This is a genomic window from Antiquaquibacter soli (genome assembly GCF_030580675.1).
Classification (GTDB): domain Bacteria; phylum Actinomycetota; class Actinomycetes; order Actinomycetales; family Microbacteriaceae; genus Rhodoglobus; species Rhodoglobus soli.
Map to the genome: position 1 here is coordinate 308,171 of NZ_JAUQUB010000002.1, position 22,031 is coordinate 330,201.

The 22,031-nt window shown below is 68.3% G+C and carries 23 protein-coding genes; 20 read left to right on the forward strand and 3 right to left on the reverse strand.

Features of this window, described 5'->3' with window-relative positions; all coding sequences use genetic code 11:
* Positions 1–18: 18 nt before the first annotated feature.
* Genes Q5716_RS11445 through Q5716_RS11455 form a run of 3 tightly spaced genes read right to left on the reverse strand, consistent with a single transcriptional unit; the run spans position 19 to position 2,881 of the window.
* Positions 19–1,014 carry a DUF8320 family protein gene (locus Q5716_RS11445; protein ID WP_305003272.1) on the reverse strand — a complete coding sequence of 332 codons (996 nt, stop codon included), beginning with the start codon at positions 1,012–1,014 and terminating at the stop codon, positions 19–21.
* Positions 1,011–2,222, reverse strand: a complete 1,212-nt coding sequence (locus tag Q5716_RS11450) for a sensor histidine kinase (protein WP_305003273.1) — start codon at positions 2,220–2,222, stop codon at positions 1,011–1,013. The genes Q5716_RS11445 and Q5716_RS11450 overlap by 4 nt, the downstream gene beginning before the upstream one ends.
* On the reverse strand, positions 2,219–2,881 hold the full coding sequence (locus Q5716_RS11455; RefSeq protein ID WP_305003274.1) for a response regulator transcription factor: 663 nt from the start codon (positions 2,879–2,881) through the stop codon (positions 2,219–2,221). Before Q5716_RS11455 ends, Q5716_RS11450 begins: the two co-directional genes overlap by 4 nt.
* Before the next feature lie 150 nt (positions 2,882–3,031).
* Here Q5716_RS11455 and Q5716_RS11460 point away from each other — a divergent pair, with 150 nt between their 5' ends.
* From Q5716_RS11460 to Q5716_RS11555, 20 genes are all read left to right on the forward strand, one after another.
* Positions 3,032–3,424, forward strand: a complete 393-nt coding sequence (locus Q5716_RS11460) for a hypothetical protein (protein ID WP_305003275.1) — start codon at positions 3,032–3,034, stop codon at positions 3,422–3,424.
* Positions 3,425–3,607: 183 nt separating this feature from the next.
* Positions 3,608–5,275 carry a GspE/PulE family protein gene (locus tag Q5716_RS11465; RefSeq protein WP_305003276.1) on the forward strand — a complete coding sequence of 556 codons (1,668 nt, stop codon included), beginning with the start codon at positions 3,608–3,610 and terminating at the stop codon, positions 5,273–5,275.
* The gene (locus Q5716_RS11470; RefSeq protein ID WP_305003277.1) at positions 5,275–6,720 is read left to right on the forward strand and encodes a type IV pilus twitching motility protein PilT; all 1,446 of its coding nucleotides are present in this window, start codon (positions 5,275–5,277) and stop codon (positions 6,718–6,720) included. Before Q5716_RS11465 ends, Q5716_RS11470 begins: the two co-directional genes overlap by 1 nt.
* Before the next feature lie 3 nt (positions 6,721–6,723).
* A complete protein-coding gene (locus Q5716_RS11475; RefSeq protein ID WP_305003278.1) occupies positions 6,724–7,956 on the forward strand; it encodes a type II secretion system F family protein in 1,233 nt (410 codons plus the stop codon).
* A 155-nt stretch (positions 7,957–8,111) separates the two neighbouring features.
* Complete coding sequence (locus Q5716_RS11480) at positions 8,112–8,525, forward strand: type II secretion system protein (RefSeq protein ID WP_305003279.1); 414 nt, start codon at positions 8,112–8,114, stop codon at positions 8,523–8,525.
* Positions 8,526–8,630: 105 nt separating this feature from the next.
* Entirely contained in the window at positions 8,631–9,056 is a 426-nt protein-coding gene (locus tag Q5716_RS11485) for a type IV pilus modification PilV family protein (RefSeq protein ID WP_305003280.1), read from the forward strand.
* A gap of 2 nt (positions 9,057–9,058) precedes the next feature.
* Positions 9,059–9,613 (forward strand): prepilin-type N-terminal cleavage/methylation domain-containing protein, encoded by a 555-nt coding sequence (locus Q5716_RS11490; protein ID WP_305003281.1) that lies wholly within the window; start codon positions 9,059–9,061, stop codon positions 9,611–9,613.
* Positions 9,604–11,265: a hypothetical protein gene (locus Q5716_RS11495; RefSeq protein WP_305003282.1), complete on the forward strand. Its 1,662-nt coding sequence runs from the start codon at positions 9,604–9,606 to the stop codon at positions 11,263–11,265. Before Q5716_RS11490 ends, Q5716_RS11495 begins: the two co-directional genes overlap by 10 nt.
* Positions 11,262–12,089: a prepilin peptidase gene (locus Q5716_RS11500; protein ID WP_305003283.1), complete on the forward strand. Its 828-nt coding sequence runs from the start codon at positions 11,262–11,264 to the stop codon at positions 12,087–12,089. Before Q5716_RS11495 ends, Q5716_RS11500 begins: the two co-directional genes overlap by 4 nt.
* 8 nt (positions 12,090–12,097) lie before the next feature.
* Positions 12,098–13,126 carry a type IV pilus assembly protein PilM gene (gene pilM / locus Q5716_RS11505; RefSeq protein WP_305003284.1) on the forward strand — a complete coding sequence of 343 codons (1,029 nt, stop codon included), beginning with the start codon at positions 12,098–12,100 and terminating at the stop codon, positions 13,124–13,126.
* Positions 13,123–13,872: a hypothetical protein gene (locus Q5716_RS11510; protein ID WP_305003285.1), complete on the forward strand. Its 750-nt coding sequence runs from the start codon at positions 13,123–13,125 to the stop codon at positions 13,870–13,872. The genes pilM and Q5716_RS11510 overlap by 4 nt, the downstream gene beginning before the upstream one ends.
* Positions 13,859–14,569 carry a hypothetical protein gene (locus Q5716_RS11515; RefSeq protein ID WP_305003286.1) on the forward strand — a complete coding sequence of 237 codons (711 nt, stop codon included), beginning with the start codon at positions 13,859–13,861 and terminating at the stop codon, positions 14,567–14,569. Before Q5716_RS11510 ends, Q5716_RS11515 begins: the two co-directional genes overlap by 14 nt.
* A 77-nt stretch (positions 14,570–14,646) precedes the next feature.
* Positions 14,647–15,396 carry a hypothetical protein gene (locus tag Q5716_RS11520; RefSeq protein WP_305003287.1) on the forward strand — a complete coding sequence of 250 codons (750 nt, stop codon included), beginning with the start codon at positions 14,647–14,649 and terminating at the stop codon, positions 15,394–15,396.
* Entirely contained in the window at positions 15,359–15,802 is a 444-nt protein-coding gene (locus Q5716_RS11525; RefSeq protein WP_305003288.1) for a DUF6121 family protein, read from the forward strand. The genes Q5716_RS11520 and Q5716_RS11525 overlap by 38 nt, the downstream gene beginning before the upstream one ends.
* A gap of 12 nt (positions 15,803–15,814) precedes the next feature.
* Entirely contained in the window at positions 15,815–16,099 is a 285-nt protein-coding gene (locus Q5716_RS11530) for a CBU_0592 family membrane protein (protein WP_305003289.1), read from the forward strand.
* Between the two features lie 228 nt (positions 16,100–16,327).
* Positions 16,328–16,702 carry a 30S ribosomal protein S12 gene (gene rpsL, locus Q5716_RS11535; RefSeq protein ID WP_305003290.1) on the forward strand — a complete coding sequence of 125 codons (375 nt, stop codon included), beginning with the start codon at positions 16,328–16,330 and terminating at the stop codon, positions 16,700–16,702.
* Positions 16,702–17,172 (forward strand): 30S ribosomal protein S7, encoded by a 471-nt coding sequence (rpsG, locus tag Q5716_RS11540; protein ID WP_305003291.1) that lies wholly within the window; start codon positions 16,702–16,704, stop codon positions 17,170–17,172. Before rpsL ends, rpsG begins: the two co-directional genes overlap by 1 nt.
* 110 nt (positions 17,173–17,282) lie before the next feature.
* Positions 17,283–19,397, forward strand: a complete 2,115-nt coding sequence (gene fusA / locus Q5716_RS11545; RefSeq protein ID WP_305003292.1) for an elongation factor G — start codon at positions 17,283–17,285, stop codon at positions 19,395–19,397.
* Positions 19,398–19,566: 169 nt separating this feature from the next.
* A complete protein-coding gene (tuf, locus tag Q5716_RS11550; protein WP_305003293.1) occupies positions 19,567–20,760 on the forward strand; it encodes an elongation factor Tu in 1,194 nt (397 codons plus the stop codon).
* A gap of 439 nt (positions 20,761–21,199) precedes the next feature.
* A complete protein-coding gene (locus Q5716_RS11555; protein ID WP_305003294.1) occupies positions 21,200–21,985 on the forward strand; it encodes a hypothetical protein in 786 nt (261 codons plus the stop codon).
* The last annotated feature ends 46 nt before the right edge of the window (positions 21,986–22,031 follow it).

Genomic DNA, 22,031 nt, shown 5'->3' on the forward strand with positions numbered 1-22,031 from the left:
GGCTGGCGTCGCGGATGCTCAGCCCGCGAGCACGACGTCGCGCCGCTGCATCCCTAACCCGTCCACGAGGATCGTGGCGATCTCGTCGCGTCCCTCGGGCAGCAGCCGGGCGACGACGCGACCGTCCGTCGCCGACCGCAGCGCCTCGGCGACGCGCGAACGCACCGAGTCGAGCACGGCGGGGTCGGCCTCGGCCGGGTAGAGATCGTCGAGGAGGACCACCTCGATCCCTCGGCGGCGGGCATCCCGTGCCGCCTCGACCACCTCGGGGGCGACGAGGGCCCGAGCGCGAAGCCCGTCCCTCAGCTGCGCCTCCGCGACCGCGAAGTCGAGGCGGTCCTCGGCGGTGAGCGGCTCCCCGCTGACGATCCGCGCGAGCAGGGGAGTGGCGATCGCGTCGAGCTCCGCGAGCCGGGCGTTGCGCTCGGCCGTCGTGGCGAGCTGCGCTGCTTCGACGGCGGCCCGCGTCGACGTCTCAGCGCTCAGTCGGAGGATGCTCGCCGACGTGCGTCGCAGCCCGTAGACGAACAGCGTGCTCACGAGCAGGATGGGCAGCTGCTTGCCGATGAGCAGGACCGCGACAACGGGCCCGAAGCCCATCGAGACGGTGGCGGCGGCGATCACGGCGGAGAGCGCAGCGAAACCCAGCCACGAGATGACCTGGCGTCCGCGCAGACCGACGAAGAACATGCTCACGGTGCCGGCGCCGTAGTACCACTGCGAGTGCCCACCCGGCTCGCGAAGCTGCCAGGAGATGAGGACGGCGGTTGCGACCCACGCCGCGGCCACGACGATCGCGGTCGTCCGCGACATCGGCTCGGCGCGGTCGAGGGTGAGCAGCACTCCCACGGCGACGAGGATCGCGATCCCGTGGAGGGTCGGCAGGGGTGAGACGACCTCGTCGAGGGACCACAGGGCGAGCGCCGCCATCGTCACCACGTAGCCCCAGATGAGCACCCGCGTGCCCGGGCCGGTGAGGGCGACGAGCTCGAGGCGCTGCGCCGCGGGGCTCACGATTCGCTCCAGCCGAGTGCGACGACCGTTCCGCTGCCCGGACGGCTGCTCACCGCGGCACGACCGCCGGGGAGCGCGGCGAGGCGGCCCTGGATGCTCACCGGGATGCCGAGGCGGTGGGGTGCGACATCCCGCGGGTCGAAGCCGCGACCGTCGTCCTGCACGATCACCTCGACGCCCGAGTCCGTGAGCACGACGTTGACCGCGCGATGGCGCGCTTCGGGGGCGTGGGTGAGACTGTTGCGCGCGGCCTCCGCGGTCGCCTCCGCGAACGCCTCCGCCACAGCTCCGGGAATGGACTCGGTCCGCGAGCCGTGCTGCGAGAACGCGAAGGCGAGGGAGGCGTCGAGGACCACGGAGCGGATGCGCGAGACGAAGGTCGCCGCATCCACCTCGCCGCTGCTCTCGGGCCGGCCGAGTCTGAGCGCCTCGAGCTGCGCGAGCGCGTCGGCCGCTTGCGACCGCACGCTCGCGAGCAGGGACCCGTCGTCTCGCGAGGCGTAGAACAGGGTGCTCATGACCTCGTCGTGCACGAGCGCATCGAGCCGGGCCTGCTCCTGGGCCCGGGCGGTCGCGGCCGCCGACCTCGCCGCCGTCTCGCGGAGCTCCGCCGTGGCCGCATCGACGATGGCCGCGTTGCGCAGAGATACGCTCGCGAGGGCGGTGAAGAGCCCCGCGAGAGTCACGGTGAGCAGGGCGTACTGGAGCGGCACGACGAGGTCGGTGCCGTCGAGGGAGATGTAGCGCACGACGCCCACGACCGCGGCGTTCAGCAGGAGGTACGCCCACGCGATCCAGGCACGCCACGCGATCGTCGCCGGGACCGAGCCGAGCGCCGTCATCTCGAGCACCCAGGGGTTGAGGTTGCCCGGCGTGGAGTGGTCGAGCGCCGGCAACCACGCGAGCTGCACGACGACGAAGACGATGGCGTAGATGCCGTGAGCGATGCGGATGCCCGGCATCGGCACGAGGAACGTGACGACCGCCACGAACCCCAGTCCCCCGAAGATCGCGCCGGCCGCGAACGGGGTGTACCACGGCTGCAGGTAGGACGCGGCGTCGAGCATCCCGCCGACGGCCGTGCCGCCCAGCAGCAATGCCGCGGCCGCGGTCACGACGGTGATGGTGCGCGCGACGCGCTCCTCAGCGTGCGGGCCGAACCCGTCGAGCGCACCGAGGCGCTGACGCTCCGCGGTGGCGGCGCTCATTGCTCGGGGGCGGGCAGGATGCCGTCCTCCACGGCCCGCTTGTAGAGGTCCACCTTGGTGTGGGCCGGTCGGCCGGCGATGGCGTACTTGTAGCGGATGCGGCGGACGTACTCGGCGACGGTTCCGGTCGAGAGCCCGGCGCGGTTCGCGACCGTCACCGACTTGTCCCCGCCGGCGTAGAGCGCGAGCACCTCGCGCTCTTTGGGGCTGAGTCCCGCGGAGGCCAGCAAGGGGTCGGCGTCGAGGGCCGCCGCCCACTCGGTGGTGGCGACGGTGACGCCGCGCGCCGCGCTGCGCACCGCCTCGACGATGGTGTCGCGCGACTCGGACTTGCGGACGATGCCGAGCACGCCGCCCCGCGACGCGGTGCGCAGCTCGGCGGCGTTGTCGGCAGCGGTGAAGGCGAGTACCCGCGCCCCGGCGGCGTGCAGCACGGAGAGGTTGTGCGCGATCGTCGACCCGTCGGAGAGGCGGATGTCGAGGACGACGAGATCGAGAGTCGGCACGATCGGCAGGATGTCGTCGACTCGGGTCGAGGACTGCACGAGGTGGAGATCCTCAGCGCCGGCGAGGAGGGAGGCGAAGCCGAGCTGCACGGTCTCGTGATCGTCGACGTGCGCGATGCGCAGCGCGCGCACCCGCTCGGACTCTCGCGACATCGCCCCTCCCGTTGTTGCTATGAGAATGCCACGTTTCGTCGGGATGCACCCGCACTGACCCCCGAACGGGTGTCAGTGGATTCGACGACTGCGGACTGTTCTGTCCACTGCAACGATGGTAGTAACCCGAGCACAACGGAGCCGCAAGCCGTGAATCGCCCCGCCATAAACGACCTCCTGGGCGGAATCCTGTCCGGATGGTACGAGTCCATCGCCGAGTGGATGCCGCCCGGCCAGTGGGGTGCCGACACGTGCGCCCTGTGCCGCACCTCCCTCCTCGCTGACTGCGTCGAGACCTCCGAGTGGCCCCACGAACTCATCCACCAGCTCGCCTCCACCCTCGAGTCGCTGAGCCTGCAGGTGTTCGACTCACTGACCGTGAACGGCTCCTTCGAGGAGGTGCGCGAGTACATCGCCTCGCGCGTCCGAGACAGCGCCGACGACCTGCGGGACGTGCTCGCCGAGTGCGTCGAGCCCCGGGTCGAGGCCTGGGCTCAGGGGGAGCTCGAGCGGGGTCTCGTCAGGGTCGACCTCTTGTCCTGACCCACCCGAGCCGCCTTCCGCATCGAACCCGATCGAGCGCGGGAGGCAGCGGCGGTCCGCGGGCGAGGGAGCTCCCGCGGACTGCCGCGGTTCGCGCGCTGCGCTGCCCCCCGGTTGCGGGACTGGTAGCGGTGTGACGCGTGTGGATAGCGTGGGACGTCGCTATCACTGGGGGGTGAAAGAATGGCGTCGCTCACCGAGATCCTCATCCTGCGCGGCGTCATGCCGATCGAGAGCCTCGACAGCATGTCGGGTGCCGCCGACGAGGAGAGCACGGTCCGTGACCTGCTCGAGCGCGGAGTGCTCACCGAGGTCCAGCTGGCCTCCGCTCGAGCCGCGCTCGTGGGTCTTCCGTTCGTCGAACTTCTCGACTTCGCCGTCGACCAGCGCGCGGTCTCCCTCGTCCCCGCGGCCGTCTGCCGCCGCTATGGAGTGCTACCGATCGCGTTCTCGGGCGACTACCTGATCCTCGCGATGATCGACCCGGGCAACGTGTTCGCCGTCGACGACGTCCGCTCGATCGCTCGCCAGCAGGTCAAGTGCGTCGTCGCGGAGAAGAGCGACCTGCTCGCGGCGATCGACCGGTACCACCGCGCCGACGGCGAGCTCTCGAGCCTCTCGACCGAGCTCGAGGAGCAGGCTGGCCCCTCGGAGCTCGTCCGGCAGGAGCCGAACGAGCCGAAGGAGGACGACGCGCCGATCGTGCGCTTCGTCAACCTCCTCATCAGCCAGGGCATCCAGGACCTCGCATCCGACATCCACATCGAGCCCGGCGAGTACGACATGGGCGTTCGCTACCGCATCGACGGCGTCATGCACGAGATGCAGCGGGCCCCGAAGAACATCCAGAACGGCGTCATCTCGAGGCTCAAGATCATGGCCGACATCGACATCGCGGAGCGGCGGAAGCCCCAGGACGGCCGCATGTCGGTGAGCCACGGCGGGCGCAAGATCGACTTGCGCGTCGCGACCCTGCCCACGGTGTGGGGCGAGAAGGTCGTCATGCGAATCCTCGACAACAACTCGTCGAGCATGCAGATGTCCGACCTGAACCTCCTGCCGCACAACTTCGAGGCGTACCGGCGCTCGTACACGAAGCCGTACGGGATGATCCTCGTCACGGGCCCGACGGGGTCCGGCAAGTCGACGACGCTCTACACGACGCTGAACGCCGTGGCACGGCCCGAGATCAACGTCATCACGGTCGAGGATCCGGTCGAGTACCGCATGGCCGGCATCAACCAGGTGCAGGTCAACCCGAAGGCGGGGCTCACGTTCGCGAGCGCGTTGCGCAGCATCCTGCGCTCCGACCCCGATGTCGTGCTGCTCGGGGAGATCCGCGACCACGAGACCGCGCAGATCGCGATCGAGGCCTCGCTCACCGGCCACCTCGTGCTCTCGACCCTGCACACCAACGACGCCCCGAGCGCGGTGACCCGGCTCACCGAGATGGACATCGAGCCGTTCCTGGTCGGTTCGGCGCTCGACTCGGTGGTCGCCCAGCGACTCGCGCGGCGGCTGTGCGACCGCTGCAAGCAGCCCTACACCCATGACCCCGCGGAGCTCGTGGAGCTCAAGTTCGGGTACCAGTATGGGCAGCCGATCGGGCAGCTGTTCCGGCCGCAGGGCTGCTCGAGCTGCTCGAACACCGGCTACCGCGGCCGGCTGGCCCTTCACGAACTCATGACGGTGACCGAGGAGATCGAGCGGCTCGCGGTCGCTCGCGCCTCGAGCGCGGAGATCGCCCGAGTCGCGATTCAGCAGGGCATGACCACGCTCCGCCAGGACGGGTGGGCGAAGGCGCAGATGGGACTGACGTCGATTGAAGAGATCCTGAGAGTGGTGGCCTGATGAGTCAGCCGATTTACGAGATCCCCGTCACCGGCGGACTCAACGACAGCAAGCCCGTGCCGCCGCCCGGCTTCCCGCCGAGCGCGCCGCAGGGCTACGGACCGCCGCCGGTGGTGGATGCCCCCGTCGGCGCCCCGCCCGCACCCGGGTCTGCCGTCCCGCCGGTGCCCCCGACTCTCGCCTCGGCGCCGCCGCCGTCGGGATTCCCGCCGCCGGCGCCTCCGTCGCCCGCGGCCGCCGCCCCGGACCTCTCCGCGTTCCCGCCGCCCGCAGCCCCGATCCCGCACGAGGCGACGCGCGCGTCGAGCAAGTCGGGAGCGGACCAGGACCTCATGGCGGCGCTCCAGGAGGTGCTCATGTCCGGGGCATCCGACCTCCATGTGACGGTGAACGCGCCGCCCATGATCCGCGTCGACGGCGCGCTGCGACCGATCGCGTCGAACGTCGTGTGGGAGCGCCACAAGGTGACGAGCGCGCTCTACAGCATCATGTCCGAGGAGCAGCGCGAGGTCTTCGAGCGCGAGCTCGAGCTCGACTTCGCGTTCACCCTCTCGGCGAACGCGCGCTTCCGCGTGAACTTCTACCAGCAGCGCAACGCGATCGGCGGGGCATTCCGTCTCATCCCGACGGAGATCAAGCAGCTCGCCGACCTCGGCATCCCCGACGCCGTCTCCACCTTCGCCACGCTTCCCCGAGGGCTCGTGCTCGTCACCGGCCCGACCGGCTCGGGCAAGTCGACGACCCTGGCCGCGCTCATCGACCTCGTGAACCGCACTCGCTCCGACCACATCATGACGGTCGAGGACCCGATCGAGTTCCTGCACTCGAACCAGAAGTCGCTCATCAACCAGCGCGAGGTGGGGCATGACACCCACTCGTTCTCGAACGCGCTCAAGCACGTCCTGCGGCAGGACCCCGACGTCATCCTCATCGGCGAGCTCCGCGACCTCGAGACCATCTCGACCGCCCTCACGGCGGCGGAGACCGGCCACCTCGTCTTCGCGACGCTGCACACGCAGGACGCCCCGCAGACCGTCGACCGCATCATCGACGTCTTCCCGCCCCACCAGCAGGAACAGGTGCGGGCACAGCTCGCCGCGACCTTGCAGGGCGTCGTCTGCCAGACGCTCGTCAAGCACGCGAGCGGCACCGGTCGAGTCGTCGCCGCGGAGGTCATGGTGACGACGCCGGCGATCGCGAACCTCATCCGCGAGGGCCAGACCTACCAGCTCGCCTCGGCGATGCAGGCGGGTCGCCAACACGGAATGCAGACGATGGACCAGCACCTCGCCGAGCTCGTCAACCTGGGCCTCATCACCCATCGGGCCGCGCTGACGAAGGTGCACGACGCCGAGACGTTCTCGCGCCTCGTGCACCGGCAGGAGAGCACGGGCACGCCAGCCGCCTTCGCGTCGGACTTCGGCGCCGGACTGGAGGGCAGGTAGCCCATGACCATCGCCGTGCAGACCTACGCCTACAAGGGGCGCAACGCCGAGGGGAAGGTGGTTTCGGGCAAGCTCGAGGCGCCGAGCGAGTCCGCCGTCGTGGCGCGCATGAAGACGCTCGGCCTGACCCCGGTGTCGATCACCGAGGCTTCCGCAGGGACGGGCCTGAACCGGGAGATCTCCCTCGGCGCGTTCGAGAAGGGGGTCGGCCTCAAGGACCTCGCGATCATGAGCCGCCAGCTCGCCACGATGGTGAGCGCGGGCATCCCGCTGCTCAAGTCCCTGACGATTCTCTCGGAGCAGACCGAGTCCAAGGCGCTCGCGAAGGTGCTCGGCACCGTTCGGGCCCAGGTGGAGTCGGGCTCGTCGCTCTCGGAGGCCCTCGCCCGGCACTCCGACGTGTTTCCGCCCCTCATGATCCACCTCGTTCGAGCCGGCGAGACGGGCGGTTTCCTCGACCAGTCGCTCGAGTCGATCGCCCGCACGTTCGAGGCCGACGTCAAGCTCCGCGCGACGATCAAGTCGGCGCTCACGTACCCGGTCATCGTGCTCATCATGGCGATCGTCGCGGTCATCGCGATGCTCATCTTCATCGTCCCGATCTTCGAGAAGATGTTCGCGGACCTCGGGGGCGAGCTGCCGATCCCGACCCAGATCCTCGTCGTGCTCTCGCGCAACATGATCTGGATCCTGCCGATCCTCGTGGTCGGCGGCGTGGCCGGCGCGATCTGGTGGCGCCGCAACAAGCACGCGGATCGCGTCCGGGCGAAGGTCGATCCGATCAAGCTCAAGCTGCCCGTGTTCGGGCAATTGACGAAGAAGGTCGCGATCGCCCGCTTCGCCCGCAACTTCGCGACGATGACGAAGTCCGGTGTGCCGGTGCTGCAGTCGCTCGCGATCGTCGGGGACACCTCGGGCAACTGGGTCATCCAGGAGGCTCTGCACAAGGTGCAGGACTCGGTGCGCACGGGCAAGTCGATCGCGGCTCCGCTCGCGCAGGAACCCGTCTTCCCGTCGATGGTCGTGCAGATGATCGCCGTCGGCGAGGACTCCGGGTCGATGGAGCCCATGCTCAACAAGATCGCCGACTTCTACGAGGACGAGGTGCAGACGACCACGGAGCAGCTCACGTCGCTCATCGAGCCGCTCATGATCGGGTTCATCGGGCTCGTCATCGGCGGGATGATCGTCGCGCTGTACCTGCCGATCTTCACGATCTTTCAACAGATCCACTAAAAGACCTGCCCCGCGTACTGGGGGCGGATCAGGGGGACAAAACCCCCTGTTCGCGGGATGTACGGGGGGTCGGAGGGGGAGCACCATTCTGGTGGGGGCAGTTCCACTGGGGGGCCTCCTGTCCATATCAACGGAACAGGAAGTAGAGAACACGCATGATTTCTGCAATTCACCGCTCGCTCGCCGCTAAGCGCGACGCGATCAAGAACGAGGACAAGGGCTTCACGCTCATCGAGCTCCTCGTCGTCATCCTGATCATCGGCGTCCTCGCCGCGATCGCCATCCCGGTCTTCCTCGGCCAGCAGGCGCAGGCGCAGGAGGCGGCGGCGAAGGCGAACCTCGCCAACGCCAAGATCGCCTACTCGGCCTACCTGGTCAGCAACCCGAGCGGGACCGCCACGGTTCCTGACACCACGAACAAGCTGGAGTCTCTCGGTTTCCCGAAGGACGGGAGCGTGACCATCGAGGCGGGCGGTGCGTCGTTCTGCCTGTCGGCGGTGGCGGGCACGACCACGTGGTATCTGTCGGCCAGCGACTCCGCCGCGAACAACACCGACTGCGCGCCGTAAACATCTAGCACCGGAGGTGGGGCGGCGCACCAGTGCCGCCCCACCTCCGCACCAAACTTCATACGCACGACCGCCACATCCGATTCGAGAGGGGGACTCGATCGCATGACCACCGCACCGACCGGGCGCCGCCACTCGGCCAACCGCTCAGACAGCGAGGACGCGGGCCTCGGACTCATCGAGATCGTCGTCGCGATGCTGATGCTCGCCATCCTCGCGGTCGCCTTCCTTCCGCTGCTCGTCGAGGGCCTCAAGCTCTCCGCGCGGAACACTACGCTCGCCACAGCTACGCAGCTCGTCTCCGAGCAGATGCAGCTCGCCCAAGCCGCGGGTCCCGTCTGTGCGAACGTCGCCGCGCTCGGCGGCGTCACGACGTTCACCGACGGGCGTGGCGTTCCGCTTCAGGTGACGACGACGACCGGCCTCTGCCAATCCGGCACGACCCTGCTGTCCGTGTCGGCGGCGGTCGTCCGTCTCGACACGGTCGAGACCATCACGTCAGCCTCCACGATCGTCTACGTGGGGGGCTGAGCATGCGACGCAGTGACTCCGGCCTCACGCTCATCGAGCTCATGGTCGCCGGCCTCATCCTCTCTCTCGTCCTTCTGGCGATCGGCGGCATCACCGTCGGCATCCTGTCCGCGCAACGCACGGTCGCCGCTGTCACGCAGACGGCGACGAGCGCGCAGAGCGCCGCGACGGCGATCGCCACGGGCGTGCGTAACGCCTCCGACGTGCGGCTCTCGACGCCGACCGGCTCGGACCAGTTGCTTGTCGTCCGCACCGCCAACACGACGAGCACGCTCAGCTGGAGCTGCCGCGCATGGTACTACCAGGCGTCGACGGGAACGATCCGCACGAAGGTGACGACAGGTGCCGCCATCCCGGCGCCGAACTCCACCCAGCTCGCGACCTGGAGCACGCTCGTCACGGGAGTGACACCGGCGAGCGGCACTCAGATCTTCTCCGTCGTGGCCGGCGGGATCTCGATCACCTACAACGCCACGATCAGCAACGGCCGCCCGGTCGCGATCGACACGACGGCCATCAAGCGCACCGGCGTCGCGGAGGTGGGGTCATGCTACTGACGAGAATCACCAGGATTGTTCGGTCGAGCCGCCGTGAGGACGGGGTCGCCATGGCCGCCGTGCTCGGGTTGCTCGCCGTCGGGCTCATCCTGACGTCTGTCATCCTGACGTCGGTCGTCAGCGCGCAGAGCTTCTCGGGCTACACGCGGGCGGGCGTGCAGGCGCAGGCCGCGGCGGAGGCTGGCATCGCGGCCGCGCGCGCCGGTCTCACCGCGGGCACGTGCTCCGGTTCGACGCCCACCTACCGCAGCGCGACTGGAGACGTCCCTGCCTACGCCGCCACCATCTGGCGACCCAACGGCTCCGGCGGCTGGGTTCAGGGATGCCCGATCGGCACGTCGACCCAGGTGCGCATCCTCTCCACAGGCTACGCCGTCGCGCCTGGGGCGTCGGGGTACAGCGCAGCAAATTCCACGGTGCTCGAGGCCATCCTCGCCGCGTCATCCACCCCGATCACCATCGCTGCGAGCGGGCCGGCGATCTACGCCTACAGCGCCAGCAGTTTCGGGGGCAGCGGCAGCCTGGTCTCCGTCGACGGCTCAGTTCCGGATGTCCTCGTCAAGACAGGCAACGTCAACTGCACCGGTGACGCGACGGGCGTGGCGAATTTCGTCGTCAACGGCGGTTCGCTCTCCGTCGGGGGCAGCTGCAAGATCAGCGGCAACGCGTTCTCGAGCGGACGGATGACGTTCGACGGCGGTGGCTACGTGCAGGGCTTCGTGGTCGCCAACGGAGTGACGATGTCCGGCAGCACGCGCATCTACCAGCGCGTCTGGTCGACCTCGGACATCACCCTCACCGGCAACCCGACGGTCTCTGGCATCGTGAAGGCGTTCAGCGCCAGCCTGGATGGCGGCACGTTCAGCTCCGCTGCGTACATCTATGGCAACACCAACGTGAAGAACGCCGGTGGCACGACGCTCAACGGCACCCTCACTACTCAGACGGCGAACCCCACGCCCCCCGACTGGTGGGGCGGCAACTCCAAGATCTCGCGCGTCAACCCGATTACGGCACCGACGTTCAACTCGGATCTGCCCGCGACGCCCGTCGTGCCGAACTGGGTGGACTTCGGCTCGCGCGCCGAGGACTACACCACCACCGTGTGGAACGGGTTCACCGTGTACACGATGGGGACCAACTGCAACGAGACGGCGCTGCGCGCGGCCATCACCGCGATCGGGAGCGCTCCGGGAGTCATCGACGGCCGCACGTGCTCGGGCAACCTCGGCATCGGCGGAAACAACAACATCCAGATCACCAACGACCTCGCGATCATCGCGAACAACATCCGCATCGACGGCAGTGGACGGTTCTCCTCGACGACGCCGAAGCGGTTGTGGCTGATCAACCCCGACACCGTCGCCAACGGCACGCCTAACTGCCCGGGGAGTCTGGAGATCACCGGCGGCGACACGAAGTTCACGAACATCTCAACGATGCTCTACTCCGGCTGCAAGGTCGTGGTCGGCTCCGGCATCACGGTGACCGGTCAGGTCTTCGCTGCGGATGTCGAGATGAGCGGCTCCGCCACTCTGCGCTACACCCCGATCGGTCTTCCGGGTGTCAACCTGTCGACGGGCACGACGACTCCGACGGGGTCCTCGACGGCAAGCCGCACCGTGCTCTCCCTGAGGAACGTGACCGGATGATCGCGGCCATCGCTCTGGGAGCCTTCGGTACGCTCATCGGCTCCTTCCTCAACGTCGTGATCTACCGCGTACCGGCGGGGCGCTCGATCGTCTCGCCGCCGAGCGCGTGCGGGTCGTGCGGCCACGAGGTGCGGCCGTACGACAACATCCCGCTCGTGTCGTGGCTGCTGCTGCGGGGCAAGTGCCGCGACTGCGGGGCACCCATCTCCGCGCGCTACCCCCTCGTCGAGCTCGGTGCGGCGGTGTTCTTCGCCGTTGTCGCGCTGCGGTTCATCCCGAGCATCCCGGTAGGCGAGGGCGGGCTCGAGATCGCGGCAGGCGTCCTGTCCCTGGTCGCCTTCCTCTACCTGGCTGCGATCTCGCTCGTCCTCGCACTCATCGACCTCGACGTGCAGCGGCTTCCGAACGTGATCGTGCTGCCGGCGTACGCCGTCGGCGCGGTGCTGCTCGGCACGGCCGCTCTCCTCGTCGGCGACCTCGCGGCACTGGGCCGCGCGGCGCTCGGCGCGATCATCCTCGGCGGTGCCTACCTGCTCATCGCCGTCATTCGGCCCGGGGGCATGGGCTTCGGAGACGTCAAACTCGCCGGTGCCCTCGGGTTGTTCCTCGCGTGGCTCGGCTGGGACGCGCTCGCCGTCGGCGCCCTCGCCGGCTTCGTCATGGGCGGCCTCTTCGGCCTCGCCCTCCTGCTCTTCCGTCGCGCGGGCCGCTCGACGGGCATCCCCTATGGGCCGTGGATGCTCGCCGGCGCCTGGCTCGGAATCCTGGCGGGCCACCCGCTCGCCACCTGGTACCTGTCGCTATTCGGTTTGGGGGAGCCGTGAGTTCATTGGTGGGAGTCGACATCGGCAGCGCGAGCGTCCGCGCGGTCGAGGTCAAGAGTCCGGACAAGCGTCCGAGCATCGTCAAGTATGCGGAGGTGCCGCTTCCCGAGGGGTCGGTCCGCCGCGGCGAGGTGCTCGAGATCGCGACGGTCGCCACGGCGCTCAAGCGGCTGTGGGCGAATGGCAGATTCTCGACCAAGGACGTCGTGCTCGGCATGGGCGGACCTCGCGTCCTGTCCCGAGACCTCTCGGTGCCCCGGGCCCCCCTCGCTCAGATTCGGGAGGCGCTGCCCTTCCACGTCCAGGACCTCTTGCCGGTCCCGGTGGCCGAGGCGCTCCTGGACTTCTACCCGATCTCTGAGGGCGCGGGCGAGAACGGTCCCGTTGTTCACGGACTCCTCGTCGCCGCTATTAAGGAGGCGGTGAACGCGAACGTCGCCGCCATCACGCGAGCCGGTCTGCACCCGGTGGGCGTCGACCTCATCCCCTTCGCGCTCGTGCGCGGACTCATTCCCCCGGGCGGCGGTCGAGGTCTCATCGCGATCGTGAGCATCGGTGCGAACACGACCAATGTCGTGCTCGTGCAGGACGGCGTACCGCAGTTCGTGCGCATCATCCCGGCTGGCGGCGACGACATCACCCGTGCGCTCGTGCAGCGACTGCAGCTGTCGCCCGGTCAGGCGGAAACCGCCAAGCGAGAGCTGGGCCTCACCCAGAACCCGCTGCGGCCAGAGTACCGACCGGCGGCGGAGGTCATCTTCGAGGTCGCGGGCGAGCAGGTCAATGCGCTCCGCAACACCCTCGCGTACTACACCAACAGCCGACCCGGGTCTGTAATCGATCGCATCGTCCTTTCCGGGGGCGGCAGCCAGCTCCAGGGGCTGGCTCGAGCGCTTAGCGACCTGTCGGGGACTCCCGTCGCGCCGGCCGAGCCGGTCGGCGGGGCGCCGCTGCCTCGCGAGAAGTCGCGCACCACCCGCGAGCAGCACGATGCTCTGACCACCGCATACTCCCTCGCGCTCGGGGGCGTCGCGTGAGCGCCCGCGCCGCCAAGACGACGCCGGGGCTCGTGCTCGGCGCTCAACCGCGAGCCAACTTGCTCCCGCCCGAGGTTATCGAGCGGGCGAAGGCGCGCAGGGTGCGGGGCTACCTCGTTCTCCTCGTCGTGGTCGTGCTCATCGCGACGGCCGCGGGGTACGCGTACGCCTCCATCCAGGCTCTCACCGCCCAGGCGGGGCTTGCCGCGGCGCAGGCGCGAACGTCGGAGCTCCTCGAGGAGAAGGCGACCTACTCCGACGTGATCTCGGCGACGAGCGGGCTGGCACTCATCACTTCCACCCAGCAGCAGGCGACATCGACAGAGGTCATGTGGAGCGACCTCATGCAGGAGCTCATCCTCGCCGCACCCGGTCAGGTCATCCTCGTCAACAAGATGACCGGGCTCGCGCCCATGCCCTGGGAGGCGCCGATGCTGGTGACCGGCTCGTTGCGCACTCCGCGCGTCGCGTCGCTCGAACTCAGGTATGTCAGCCCCACCCCGCCGGAGGCGACGCGGCTGTACCGGGCATTCGCCGGAGTGGACGGCGTCGCGGATGTCTCGATCGACTCCGTGGAGTGGCTCGATGACCTCAAGGTCTTCGCCACGACAGTGACGATCAATTTCGATGCGGACGCACTCTCGGCGCGGTGGGGCGAGGACGAGGACGAGGACGAGTCGACGGACGGCACCTCAACCGACGGGGCGGAGACTAACGACGAGGAGGGCAGCGATGAAGGGCAATAGATTGTGGGTCCTCGGCGCCGCCGCCGCGATCGTCGCGATCGTGCTGATCGGCTGGCTGCTCGGAATCTCCCCGCGTCTGGCGGAAGCGGCGGGAGCCGCCGCGGAGCGCGACAGCGTCGACCTCCTCAATACCGCCCAGGCTGCCGAAATCCAGGTCCTCCGCGATCAGCAGGAGAACTTCGACGACCTTGAGGCGGACGTCGAGAACGCGCGTCGGAGCATCCCCGACTCGGCGGCTGTGGACGACTTCACAGACTCGATCGCGGCCGCGGCTGCGGCAGCGCAAGTCACGTTCGGTGGCGCGATCTTTGCCGAACCCGGCGGCTGGGGGGTCGCCGCCGGTTCCGACGGCGCACCGGCGCCCGAGCCGGCCCAGGGCGCCGAGGCGCCACCGATCCCGACCGCACCCGAGGGGGTCTACACGATCGCCGTCACGATCACTACCCAGAGCGATCCGGCCCCGTTCTTCGCCTTCATCAACGCCCTGCAGAAGGGCGAGCGCCTCTTCGTGATCTCCAACATCAGCTACGACGCCGACGAGGACAAGACCGGCACCATCACCGGCTACCTCTTCGTGATCGTGGACCCGAACGCGCCCGTACCCACTGCCGAGGAGATCGCCGACCCCGACCCCACCCCCACCGAGACCCCGGCGCCGAGCGACACCTCGACGCCGTCACCGACCCCCAGCCCCTAGGAGCTGGGTCCAGACCGGGCGCACCCCGCCGCCATCCCCCTGCCGGCGGGGTGTGTCCCGTTGCTAGGCTTACGCGCATGACCGATGCCACGAGCAGTTCGAGCGCCCGCAAGCCCAAGAAGTCCGAGGTCATCGAAGACGCGGTCGTCGTCGAGGAGACCGCCGTCGAGCCCGCTCCTAAGCCCGCCGAGTCGAGCGAGCCGCGGGTCGTGGAGGCCGTCGTCGAGCCCGAGCCCGTTCGCCCCGCTCAGCCGCAGGTCGTGTACGTGCAGGCGCCCGCCGCTCCCGTCAAGAAGGGCAACCGCGGCGTCGGCGCCCTCATCGCGCTGCTCTCGGCCCTCGTGTTCACCGCCCTGCTGGCGATCATCACCGCGATTATCGGCGGCGTCGCGACGGGCCGGTTCTCGTTCGGCTTCCTCGCTCAGGCGAACTTCTACCTGCCGACCCTCTTCTTCGTCATCGGTTTCGTCCTGCTCGTGCTGCTCGCCAACCGAGCCAACTGGTGGGCGTACATCGTCGGCAGCGTGGTCGTCGGCCTCGTCGTCTACTTCGGCACCGTCGGAGCCGTCCTGCTCGGCTCGGGGGTCATCCTGCGCACGCCCGACGAGGCAGCGGCGATGTTCGCCAACGGCCTCGCCAACCCGATCGTGATCGCCGCGGCGCTCCTCGCCCGCGAGGTGTCGCTGTGGACAGGCTCGATCATCGCCCGGCGCGGTCGCCGCGTGAAGGTGCGCAACACCGAGGCGCGCGAGGCGTGGGAACGGGAGCTCGCCGAGAAGAAGGCCGAGCATGAGCGAGCAACCGCGGCAGCTTCCTCCGCCGTCTAACCCGGCGCTCCCGCCGGTTCTCGCCGCCGTCACGTGGGCGGCGGCGGTCGTGGCATCCTCGGGGATCATCAGCCTCCTCACCGACCGGGACGTCATCGACTACCCGGACGCGGGCCCCCTGCTCGGCGTCGTCATGGTGGTCGCGGCCGGGGTGCTCACTTGGTTAGGGTGCTGGCGATCGGCCCGGGCATCCGCCCCCTGGCTACCGGCGCTGCTCACCGCTCTCGGCGCCTTCGCGGCGTTCGTGGTCGTCGGCGGCGTCGGGTACGGGCTCATCCGGGGGTCGGCGGCGTGGATGCTGCTGGCCGCCGCCCACTTCGCCCTCAGCCCGTTCGTGGTCGCCGCCGCCGTGCTCGCGTTCCTCGCGGCGGTGGGAACGTGGGCGCTGTCCCGCGCGCGCCGCTAGCCTCGAGTCACCATGGACATCGTCTTCGAGGTGATCGGGTGGGTCGGCACGGTCCTGCTCATCGCCGCCTACTTCCTGCTGTCGATCGGCCGCATCCCGAACGGCCGCGCCTATCAGCTCTTCAACCTGTTCGGGGCGATCGGACTGCTCATCAACGGCGCCGTGCACGGGGCGTGGCCGTCGGTGATCCTCAACATCGTGTGGAGCGGGATCGGCATCTTCTCGCTCATCCAGCTGGCGCGCAAACAGCGCGTAACCCCCACCGAGACTCCGTCCGCCGACAGCGCAACCATTTGACCGGCGCGTCGCCGAAGACTATTCTTGATCGGGTGTGCGCTTTGTCGCGCCCTTGACGTATGCCCAGCGTACGAGAGGGGTCGGCACTCCACATCATCAGGGATTCGCCCGCCGGGCGGCCCCCACGGCATACCCAGTCATATCGCGTCGATTCGTCGGCGTGGACCGGGTCGGATGTCACCCACATCAACCCGCTGTCACCGTGCAGCAACTACAAGGAGTCAGTTAGTGCCCACCATTCAGCAGTTGGTGCGCAAGGGCCGCTCGCCGAAGGTCACCAAGACCAAGGCCCCCGCCCTTCGTTCCAACCCGCAGCAGCGCGGCGTCTGCACGCGCGTCTACACGACCACGCCCAAGAAGCCGAACTCGGCTCTGCGCAAGGTCGCCCGTGTGAAGCTTTCCAACGGCACCGAGGTCACCGCCTACATCCCCGGCGAGGGCCACAACCTGCAGGAGCACTCGATGGTGCTCGTCCGCGGCGGCCGTGTTAAGGACCTCCCCGGCGTTCGCTACAAGATCGTCCGCGGCGCCCTGGACACCCAGGCCGTCAAGAACCGCAAGCAGGCTCGCAGCCGCTACGGCGCGAAGATGGAGAAGAAGTAATGCCTCGTAAGGGTCCCGCTCCCAAGCGCCCCGTCGTCGCAGACCCCGTCTACGGCGCGCCGATCGTCAGCCAGCTCGTCAACAAGATCCTGCTCGACGGCAAGAAGGGCCTCGCCGAGCGCATCGTCTACGGTGCACTCGAGGGCGTCTCCGCCAAGACCGGTCAGGATGCTGTCGTCACCCTCAAGAAGGCGCTCGACAACGTGCGCCCGACCATCGAGGTCAAGTCCCGCCGCGTCGGTGGCTCGACGTACCAGGTGCCGGTCGAGGTGAAGGCGCACCGCGCCAACACCCTCGCCCTCCGCTGGCTCACGAGCTACGCGAAGTCGCGCCGCGAGAAGACGATGACCGAGCGACTCACCAACGAGATCCTCGACGCGTCGAACGGCCTCGGTGCCGCGGTCAAGCGCCGCGAGGACACCCACAAGATGGCCGAGAGCAACAAGGCCTTCGCGCACTACCGCTGGTAGCCGCTCGCGCGGCCCGAGCCGGCCGAGTCCCCGACGCCAGTCGGCGGGATGCCTCGGCCGCTCGGTCCGTGCGGCAGCAGCAAGTTCATCCTCAACAGTAAGGAAACCCCGTGGCACAGGACGTGCTCACCGACCTCAAGAAGGTCCGCAACTTCGGCATCATGGCGCACATCGATGCCGGTAAGACCACCACGACCGAGCGCATCCTGTTCTACACGGGCATCACCCACAAGATCGGCGAGGTCCACGACGGCGCCGCGACGATGGACTGGATGGCGCAGGAGCAGGAGCGCGGCATCACGATCACGTCGGCCGCGACGACCTGTTTCTGGAACAACATCCAGCTGAACATCATCGACACCCCCGGCCACGTCGACTTCACCGTCGAGGTTGAGCGCAACCTCCGCGTCCTCGACGGCGCGGTCGCGGTGTTCGACGGCAAGGAGGGCGTGGAGCCCCAGTCCGAGACCGTGTGGCGCCAGGCCGACAAGTACGACGTGCCCCGCATCTGCTTCGTCAACAAGATGGACAAGCTCGGCGCGGACTTCTACTTCACCGTCGACACCATCATCAAGCGCCTCGGCGCGAAGCCGCTGGTCATCCAGCTCCCCATCGGCGCCGAGAGCTCCTTCGAGGGCGTCGTCGACCTGGTGGAGATGCGCGCGCTCACGTGGCGCGGCGACGCCAAGGGCGACGTGAAGATGGGTGCCGAGTACGCGATCGAGGAGATCCCGGCCGACCTCGTCGAGAAGGCCAACGAGTACCGCCAGGTGCTGCTCGAGACGGTCGCCGAGACGGATGACGCGCTGCTCGAGAAGTACTTCGCCGGCGAGGAGCTCACCGTCGCCGAGATCAAGGGCGCGATCCGCAAGCTCACCATCGCGAGCGAGATCTACCCGGTCCTGTGCGGCTCGGCGTTCAAGAACCGCGGCGTGCAGCCGATGCTCGACGCGGTCGTGGACTACCTCCCGTCGCCGCTCGACATGCCGGCGATCGAGGGCCACGACGTCCGCGATGAGGAGAAGGTCATCGAGCGTCACGCCGACGCGAACGAGCCGTTCTCGGCGCTCGCGTTCAAGATCATGACGCACCCGTTCTTCGGCCGCCTCACCTACATCCGGGTCTACTCGGGCAAGCTCGCCTCCGGCGAGCAGGTCGTCAACTCGACGAAGGGCAAGAAGGAGCGCATCGGGAAGATCTTCCAGATGCACGCCAACAAGGAGAACCCGGTTGACGGCGTGACCGCTGGCCACATCTACGCGGTCATCGGCCTGAAGGACACCACCACCGGTGACACCCTGTCCGACGCGAACAACCAGGTCGTCCTCGAGTCGATGACGTTCCCGGAGCCCGTGATCGAGGTCGCCATCGAGCCGAAGACCAAGGCCGACCAGGAGAAGCTCGGCACGGCCATCCAGAAGCTCGCCGAAGAGGACCCGACGTTCCGCACCGAGCAGAACCAGGACACCGGCCAGACCATCATCAAGGGAATGGGCGAGCTCCACCTCGACATCCTCGTGGACCGCATGAAGCGCGAGTTCAACGTCGAGGCGAACGTCGGCAAGCCGCAGGTGGCCTACCGCGAGACGATCCGTCGCACGGTCGAGAAGCACGACTACACCCACAAGAAGCAGACGGGTGGATCGGGTCAGTTCGCGAAGGTCCAGATCTCGCTCGAGCCCCTCGAGGTGACGGCGGACAAGACCTACGAGTTCGAGAGCCAGGTCACGGGTGGTCGCGTTCCGCGCGAGTACATCCCGTCGGTGGATGCGGGCTTCCAGGCCGCCATGGCGGTCGGTGTTCTCGCCGGCTACCCGATGGTGGGCGTGAAGGGCATCCTGCTCGATGGTGCTGCGCACGACGTCGACTCCTCGGAGATGGCGTTCAAGATCGCCGGTTCCATGTCGTTCAAGGAGGCCGCCCGCAAGGCGAGCCCCGTGCTCCTCGAGCCGCTCATGGCGGTCGAGGTGCGTACTCCCGAGGAGTACATGGGCGACGTGATCGGCGACCTCAACTCCCGCCGTGGACAGATCCAGTCCATGGAGGACGCGACCGGCGTCAAGGTCGTCACGGCCAAGGTGCCTCTGTCGGAGATGTTCGGATACGTCGGTGATCTGCGGTCGAAGACCTCGGGTCGAGCGGTGTACTCGATGACGTTCGACAGCTACTCGGAAGTTCCCAAAGCGGTAGCTGACGAGATCATCCAGAAGAACAAGGGCGATTGACGTAGTCAATCGCCGGAGGGATTCCGGTGCTCGCACCGGCATTCCTCCGGTTACGAGGTACACCACCTCGTGCCTACGGCAGATTCAACTAAAGTAACTACATCCCAATCGCCGAAGCATCCGGAAACCATCCGGATGCCGAAGCACCGAGTCCTGAGGAGGACCCACAGTGGCTAAGGCCAAGTTCGAGCGGAGCAAGCCGCACGTCAACGTCGGAACCATCGGTCACGTCGACCACGGCAAGACGACCCTCACGGCGGCGATCTCCAAGGTTCTCGCCGACAAGTACCCGTCGGCGACCAACGTGCAGCGCGACTTCGCGTCGATCGACTCGGCTCCGGAGGAGCGTCAGCGCGGTATCACGATCAACATCTCGCACGTCGAGTACGAGACCCCGAAGCGTCACTACGCTCACGTCGACGCCCCGGGTCACGCCGACTACATCAAGAACATGATCACCGGTGCGGCCCAGATGGACGGCGCGATCCTCGTGGTCGCGGCGACCGACGGCCCGATGGCGCAGACCCGCGAGCACGTGCTGCTCGCCAAGCAGGTCGGCGTGCCGTACCTGCTCGTCGCGCTCAACAAGTCCGACATGGTCGAGGACGAGGAGATCCTGGAGCTCGTCGAGCTCGAGGTCCGCGAGCTCCTCTCCAGCCAGGGCTTCGACGGCGACAACGCTCCCGTCGTGCGCGTCTCGGGCCTCAAGGCCCTCGAGGGTGACGAGAAGTGGACCCAGTCCATCCTCGACCTCATGGACGCCGTCGACGAGTCCGTTCCGGACCCGGTGCGCGACAAGGACAAGCCGTTCCTCATGCCCATCGAGGACGTCTTCACGATCACCGGTCGTGGAACCGTCGTCACGGGCCGCGCCGAGCGTGGCACCCTCGCCATCAACTCGGACGTCGAGATCGTCGGCATCCGCCCCACGCAGAAGACCACCGTCACGGGTATCGAGATGTTCCACAAGCAGCTCGACGAGGCCTGGGCCGGCGAGAACTGCGGTCTCCTGCTCCGTGGTACGAAGCGTGAGGACGTCGAGCGCGGCCAGGTCGTCGTGAAGCCGGGTTCGGTTACGCCGCACACCGACTTCGAGGGCACCGCGTACATCCTGTCCAAGGACGAGGGCGGGCGTCACAACCCGTTCTACGCGAACTACCGCCCGCAGTTCTACTTCCGCACCACCGACGTCACCGGCGTCATCACGCTGCCCGAGGGCACCGAGATGGTCATGCCCGGCGACACCACCGACATGACGGTCGCGCTCATCCAGCCGATCGCCATGGAGGAGGGCCTCGGCTTCGCCATCCGTGAGGGTGGCCGCACCGTGGGCGCCGGCAAGGTGACCAAGATCATCAAGTAGTTCTGAGCTCCATCAGGAGCACACGACAGGGGTCGGGCCTTCGGGTCCGACCCCTTCGTCGTTCCGGCACCGTCCTGCGCGGGTGCTGATCCTGCGCGGGTGCTGATGCTGGGCGCGGGTGCTCTGGCACCCGCGCGCGGCACCGACTCCCGCGCGCACCAGTCGCGGACTCGGGCGCACCGCTCCTCCCCAGATTGTCCCTCTCCCTCAAGTCCACGATCCCTCTCGCTCCGTGCAACCGATCTCTGCGGGACTTCATGCTGGGCGGATGTCTCCAACCGATCCCGTTGTCATAACGGCGGCCGCCATCGACCCGCTCCTCTCGGCGTCCGAGCGCCGATCCCGCGTGCGGTCGGGAACTCTGGTCCGGGTTCGGCGTGGTGCCTACGCTCTCGGCTCTGACTGGGCCGCCTCAAGCGCGGACGATCGCTATCGGGCGGTGATCCGCGCGGCGGCGACCGCCCAACGAGAGCAGCGAGTGTTCTCGCACCAGTCGGCGGCGGCTCTGTGGGGTCTGCCGAACATCGGGCCGTGGCCCGACGATGTCCATCTCCTCGTCCCGAAGACCACTGGGGGTCGATCTGATCCGGGCGTCCGCAGGCACGCATTGGGCGTCGACGACCGGGATGTCACCGTGATCGACGGCATCGCCGTGACGACCCTCGCTAGGACGCTCGTCGATCTCGCCGCCACCTCTCCTGTCTACAGCGCCGTGGCTGCATTGGATGCGGCGTTCTTCACCCCACGGTTCGGATCCGGCCCCCTGATCACCAGGGATGCGGTGCTCGACCAGTGGGACCGGCAGGGGCCTTTTCGCGGATTCCGGCGCGCTCACCGCTTGATCGAGTTCGCGGAGACGGGAGCGGCCTCTCCTTCCGAGTCCGGCAGCCGGGTGACGATGGCTGTGCTCGGCTTCCCCGCTCCCGAACTCCAGCACCACTTCCTGGTCGATGGCGGCGACGCGTGGACCGACTTCTTCTGGGAGTCCGTCAGGGGGGTGGGAGAGTGCGACGGTGAGACGAAATACGAGGACCCGGAGTTCCTCCGCGGCCGAAGCGTCGCAGAGGTAGTCCGCGCGGAGAAGCGACGCGAAGATGCGATCCGCCGCCAGGTCCGAGGTTTCCAACGGTGGGGCAGCGCGGAGGCATTCTCGCCGAGAGCGCTTCGACCCCAGCTCCTCGAGCTGGGTCTGGTGCCCGGGGTGCCCCGCTTGCGCGGGAGGTGATGCCGAGCGCGGGAGGCCTGGCTCCCGCGCCGGGCAGTAGCTCCCG

What these genes read in the sequence shown, in the direction of transcription:
- Q5716_RS11490 (WP_305003281.1), top strand. Translation starts at nt 9,059, where the DNA reads ATGCGACGCAGTGACTCCGGCCTCACGCTCATCGAGCTCATGGTCGCC.
- Q5716_RS11450 (WP_305003273.1), bottom strand. Translation starts at nt 2,222, where the DNA reads ATGAGCGCCGCCACCGCGGAGCGTCAGCGCCTCGGTGCGCTCGACGGG.
- Q5716_RS11520 (WP_305003287.1), top strand. Translation starts at nt 14,647, where the DNA reads ATGACCGATGCCACGAGCAGTTCGAGCGCCCGCAAGCCCAAGAAGTCC.
- Q5716_RS11500 (WP_305003283.1), top strand. Translation starts at nt 11,262, where the DNA reads ATGATCGCGGCCATCGCTCTGGGAGCCTTCGGTACGCTCATCGGCTCC.
- Q5716_RS11485 (WP_305003280.1), top strand. Translation starts at nt 8,631, where the DNA reads ATGACCACCGCACCGACCGGGCGCCGCCACTCGGCCAACCGCTCAGAC.
- Q5716_RS11475 (WP_305003278.1), top strand. Translation starts at nt 6,724, where the DNA reads ATGACCATCGCCGTGCAGACCTACGCCTACAAGGGGCGCAACGCCGAG.
- Q5716_RS11470 (WP_305003277.1), top strand. Translation starts at nt 5,275, where the DNA reads ATGAGTCAGCCGATTTACGAGATCCCCGTCACCGGCGGACTCAACGAC.
- rpsG (WP_305003291.1), top strand. Translation starts at nt 16,702, where the DNA reads ATGCCTCGTAAGGGTCCCGCTCCCAAGCGCCCCGTCGTCGCAGACCCC.
- Q5716_RS11515 (WP_305003286.1), top strand. Translation starts at nt 13,859, where the DNA reads ATGAAGGGCAATAGATTGTGGGTCCTCGGCGCCGCCGCCGCGATCGTC.
- Q5716_RS11455 (WP_305003274.1), bottom strand. Translation starts at nt 2,881, where the DNA reads ATGTCGCGAGAGTCCGAGCGGGTGCGCGCGCTGCGCATCGCGCACGTC.
- Q5716_RS11495 (WP_305003282.1), top strand. Translation starts at nt 9,604, where the DNA reads ATGCTACTGACGAGAATCACCAGGATTGTTCGGTCGAGCCGCCGTGAG.
- Q5716_RS11530 (WP_305003289.1), top strand. Translation starts at nt 15,815, where the DNA reads ATGGACATCGTCTTCGAGGTGATCGGGTGGGTCGGCACGGTCCTGCTC.
- Q5716_RS11480 (WP_305003279.1), top strand. Translation starts at nt 8,112, where the DNA reads ATGATTTCTGCAATTCACCGCTCGCTCGCCGCTAAGCGCGACGCGATC.
- Q5716_RS11525 (WP_305003288.1), top strand. Translation starts at nt 15,359, where the DNA reads ATGAGCGAGCAACCGCGGCAGCTTCCTCCGCCGTCTAACCCGGCGCTC.
- Q5716_RS11465 (WP_305003276.1), top strand. Translation starts at nt 3,608, where the DNA reads ATGGCGTCGCTCACCGAGATCCTCATCCTGCGCGGCGTCATGCCGATC.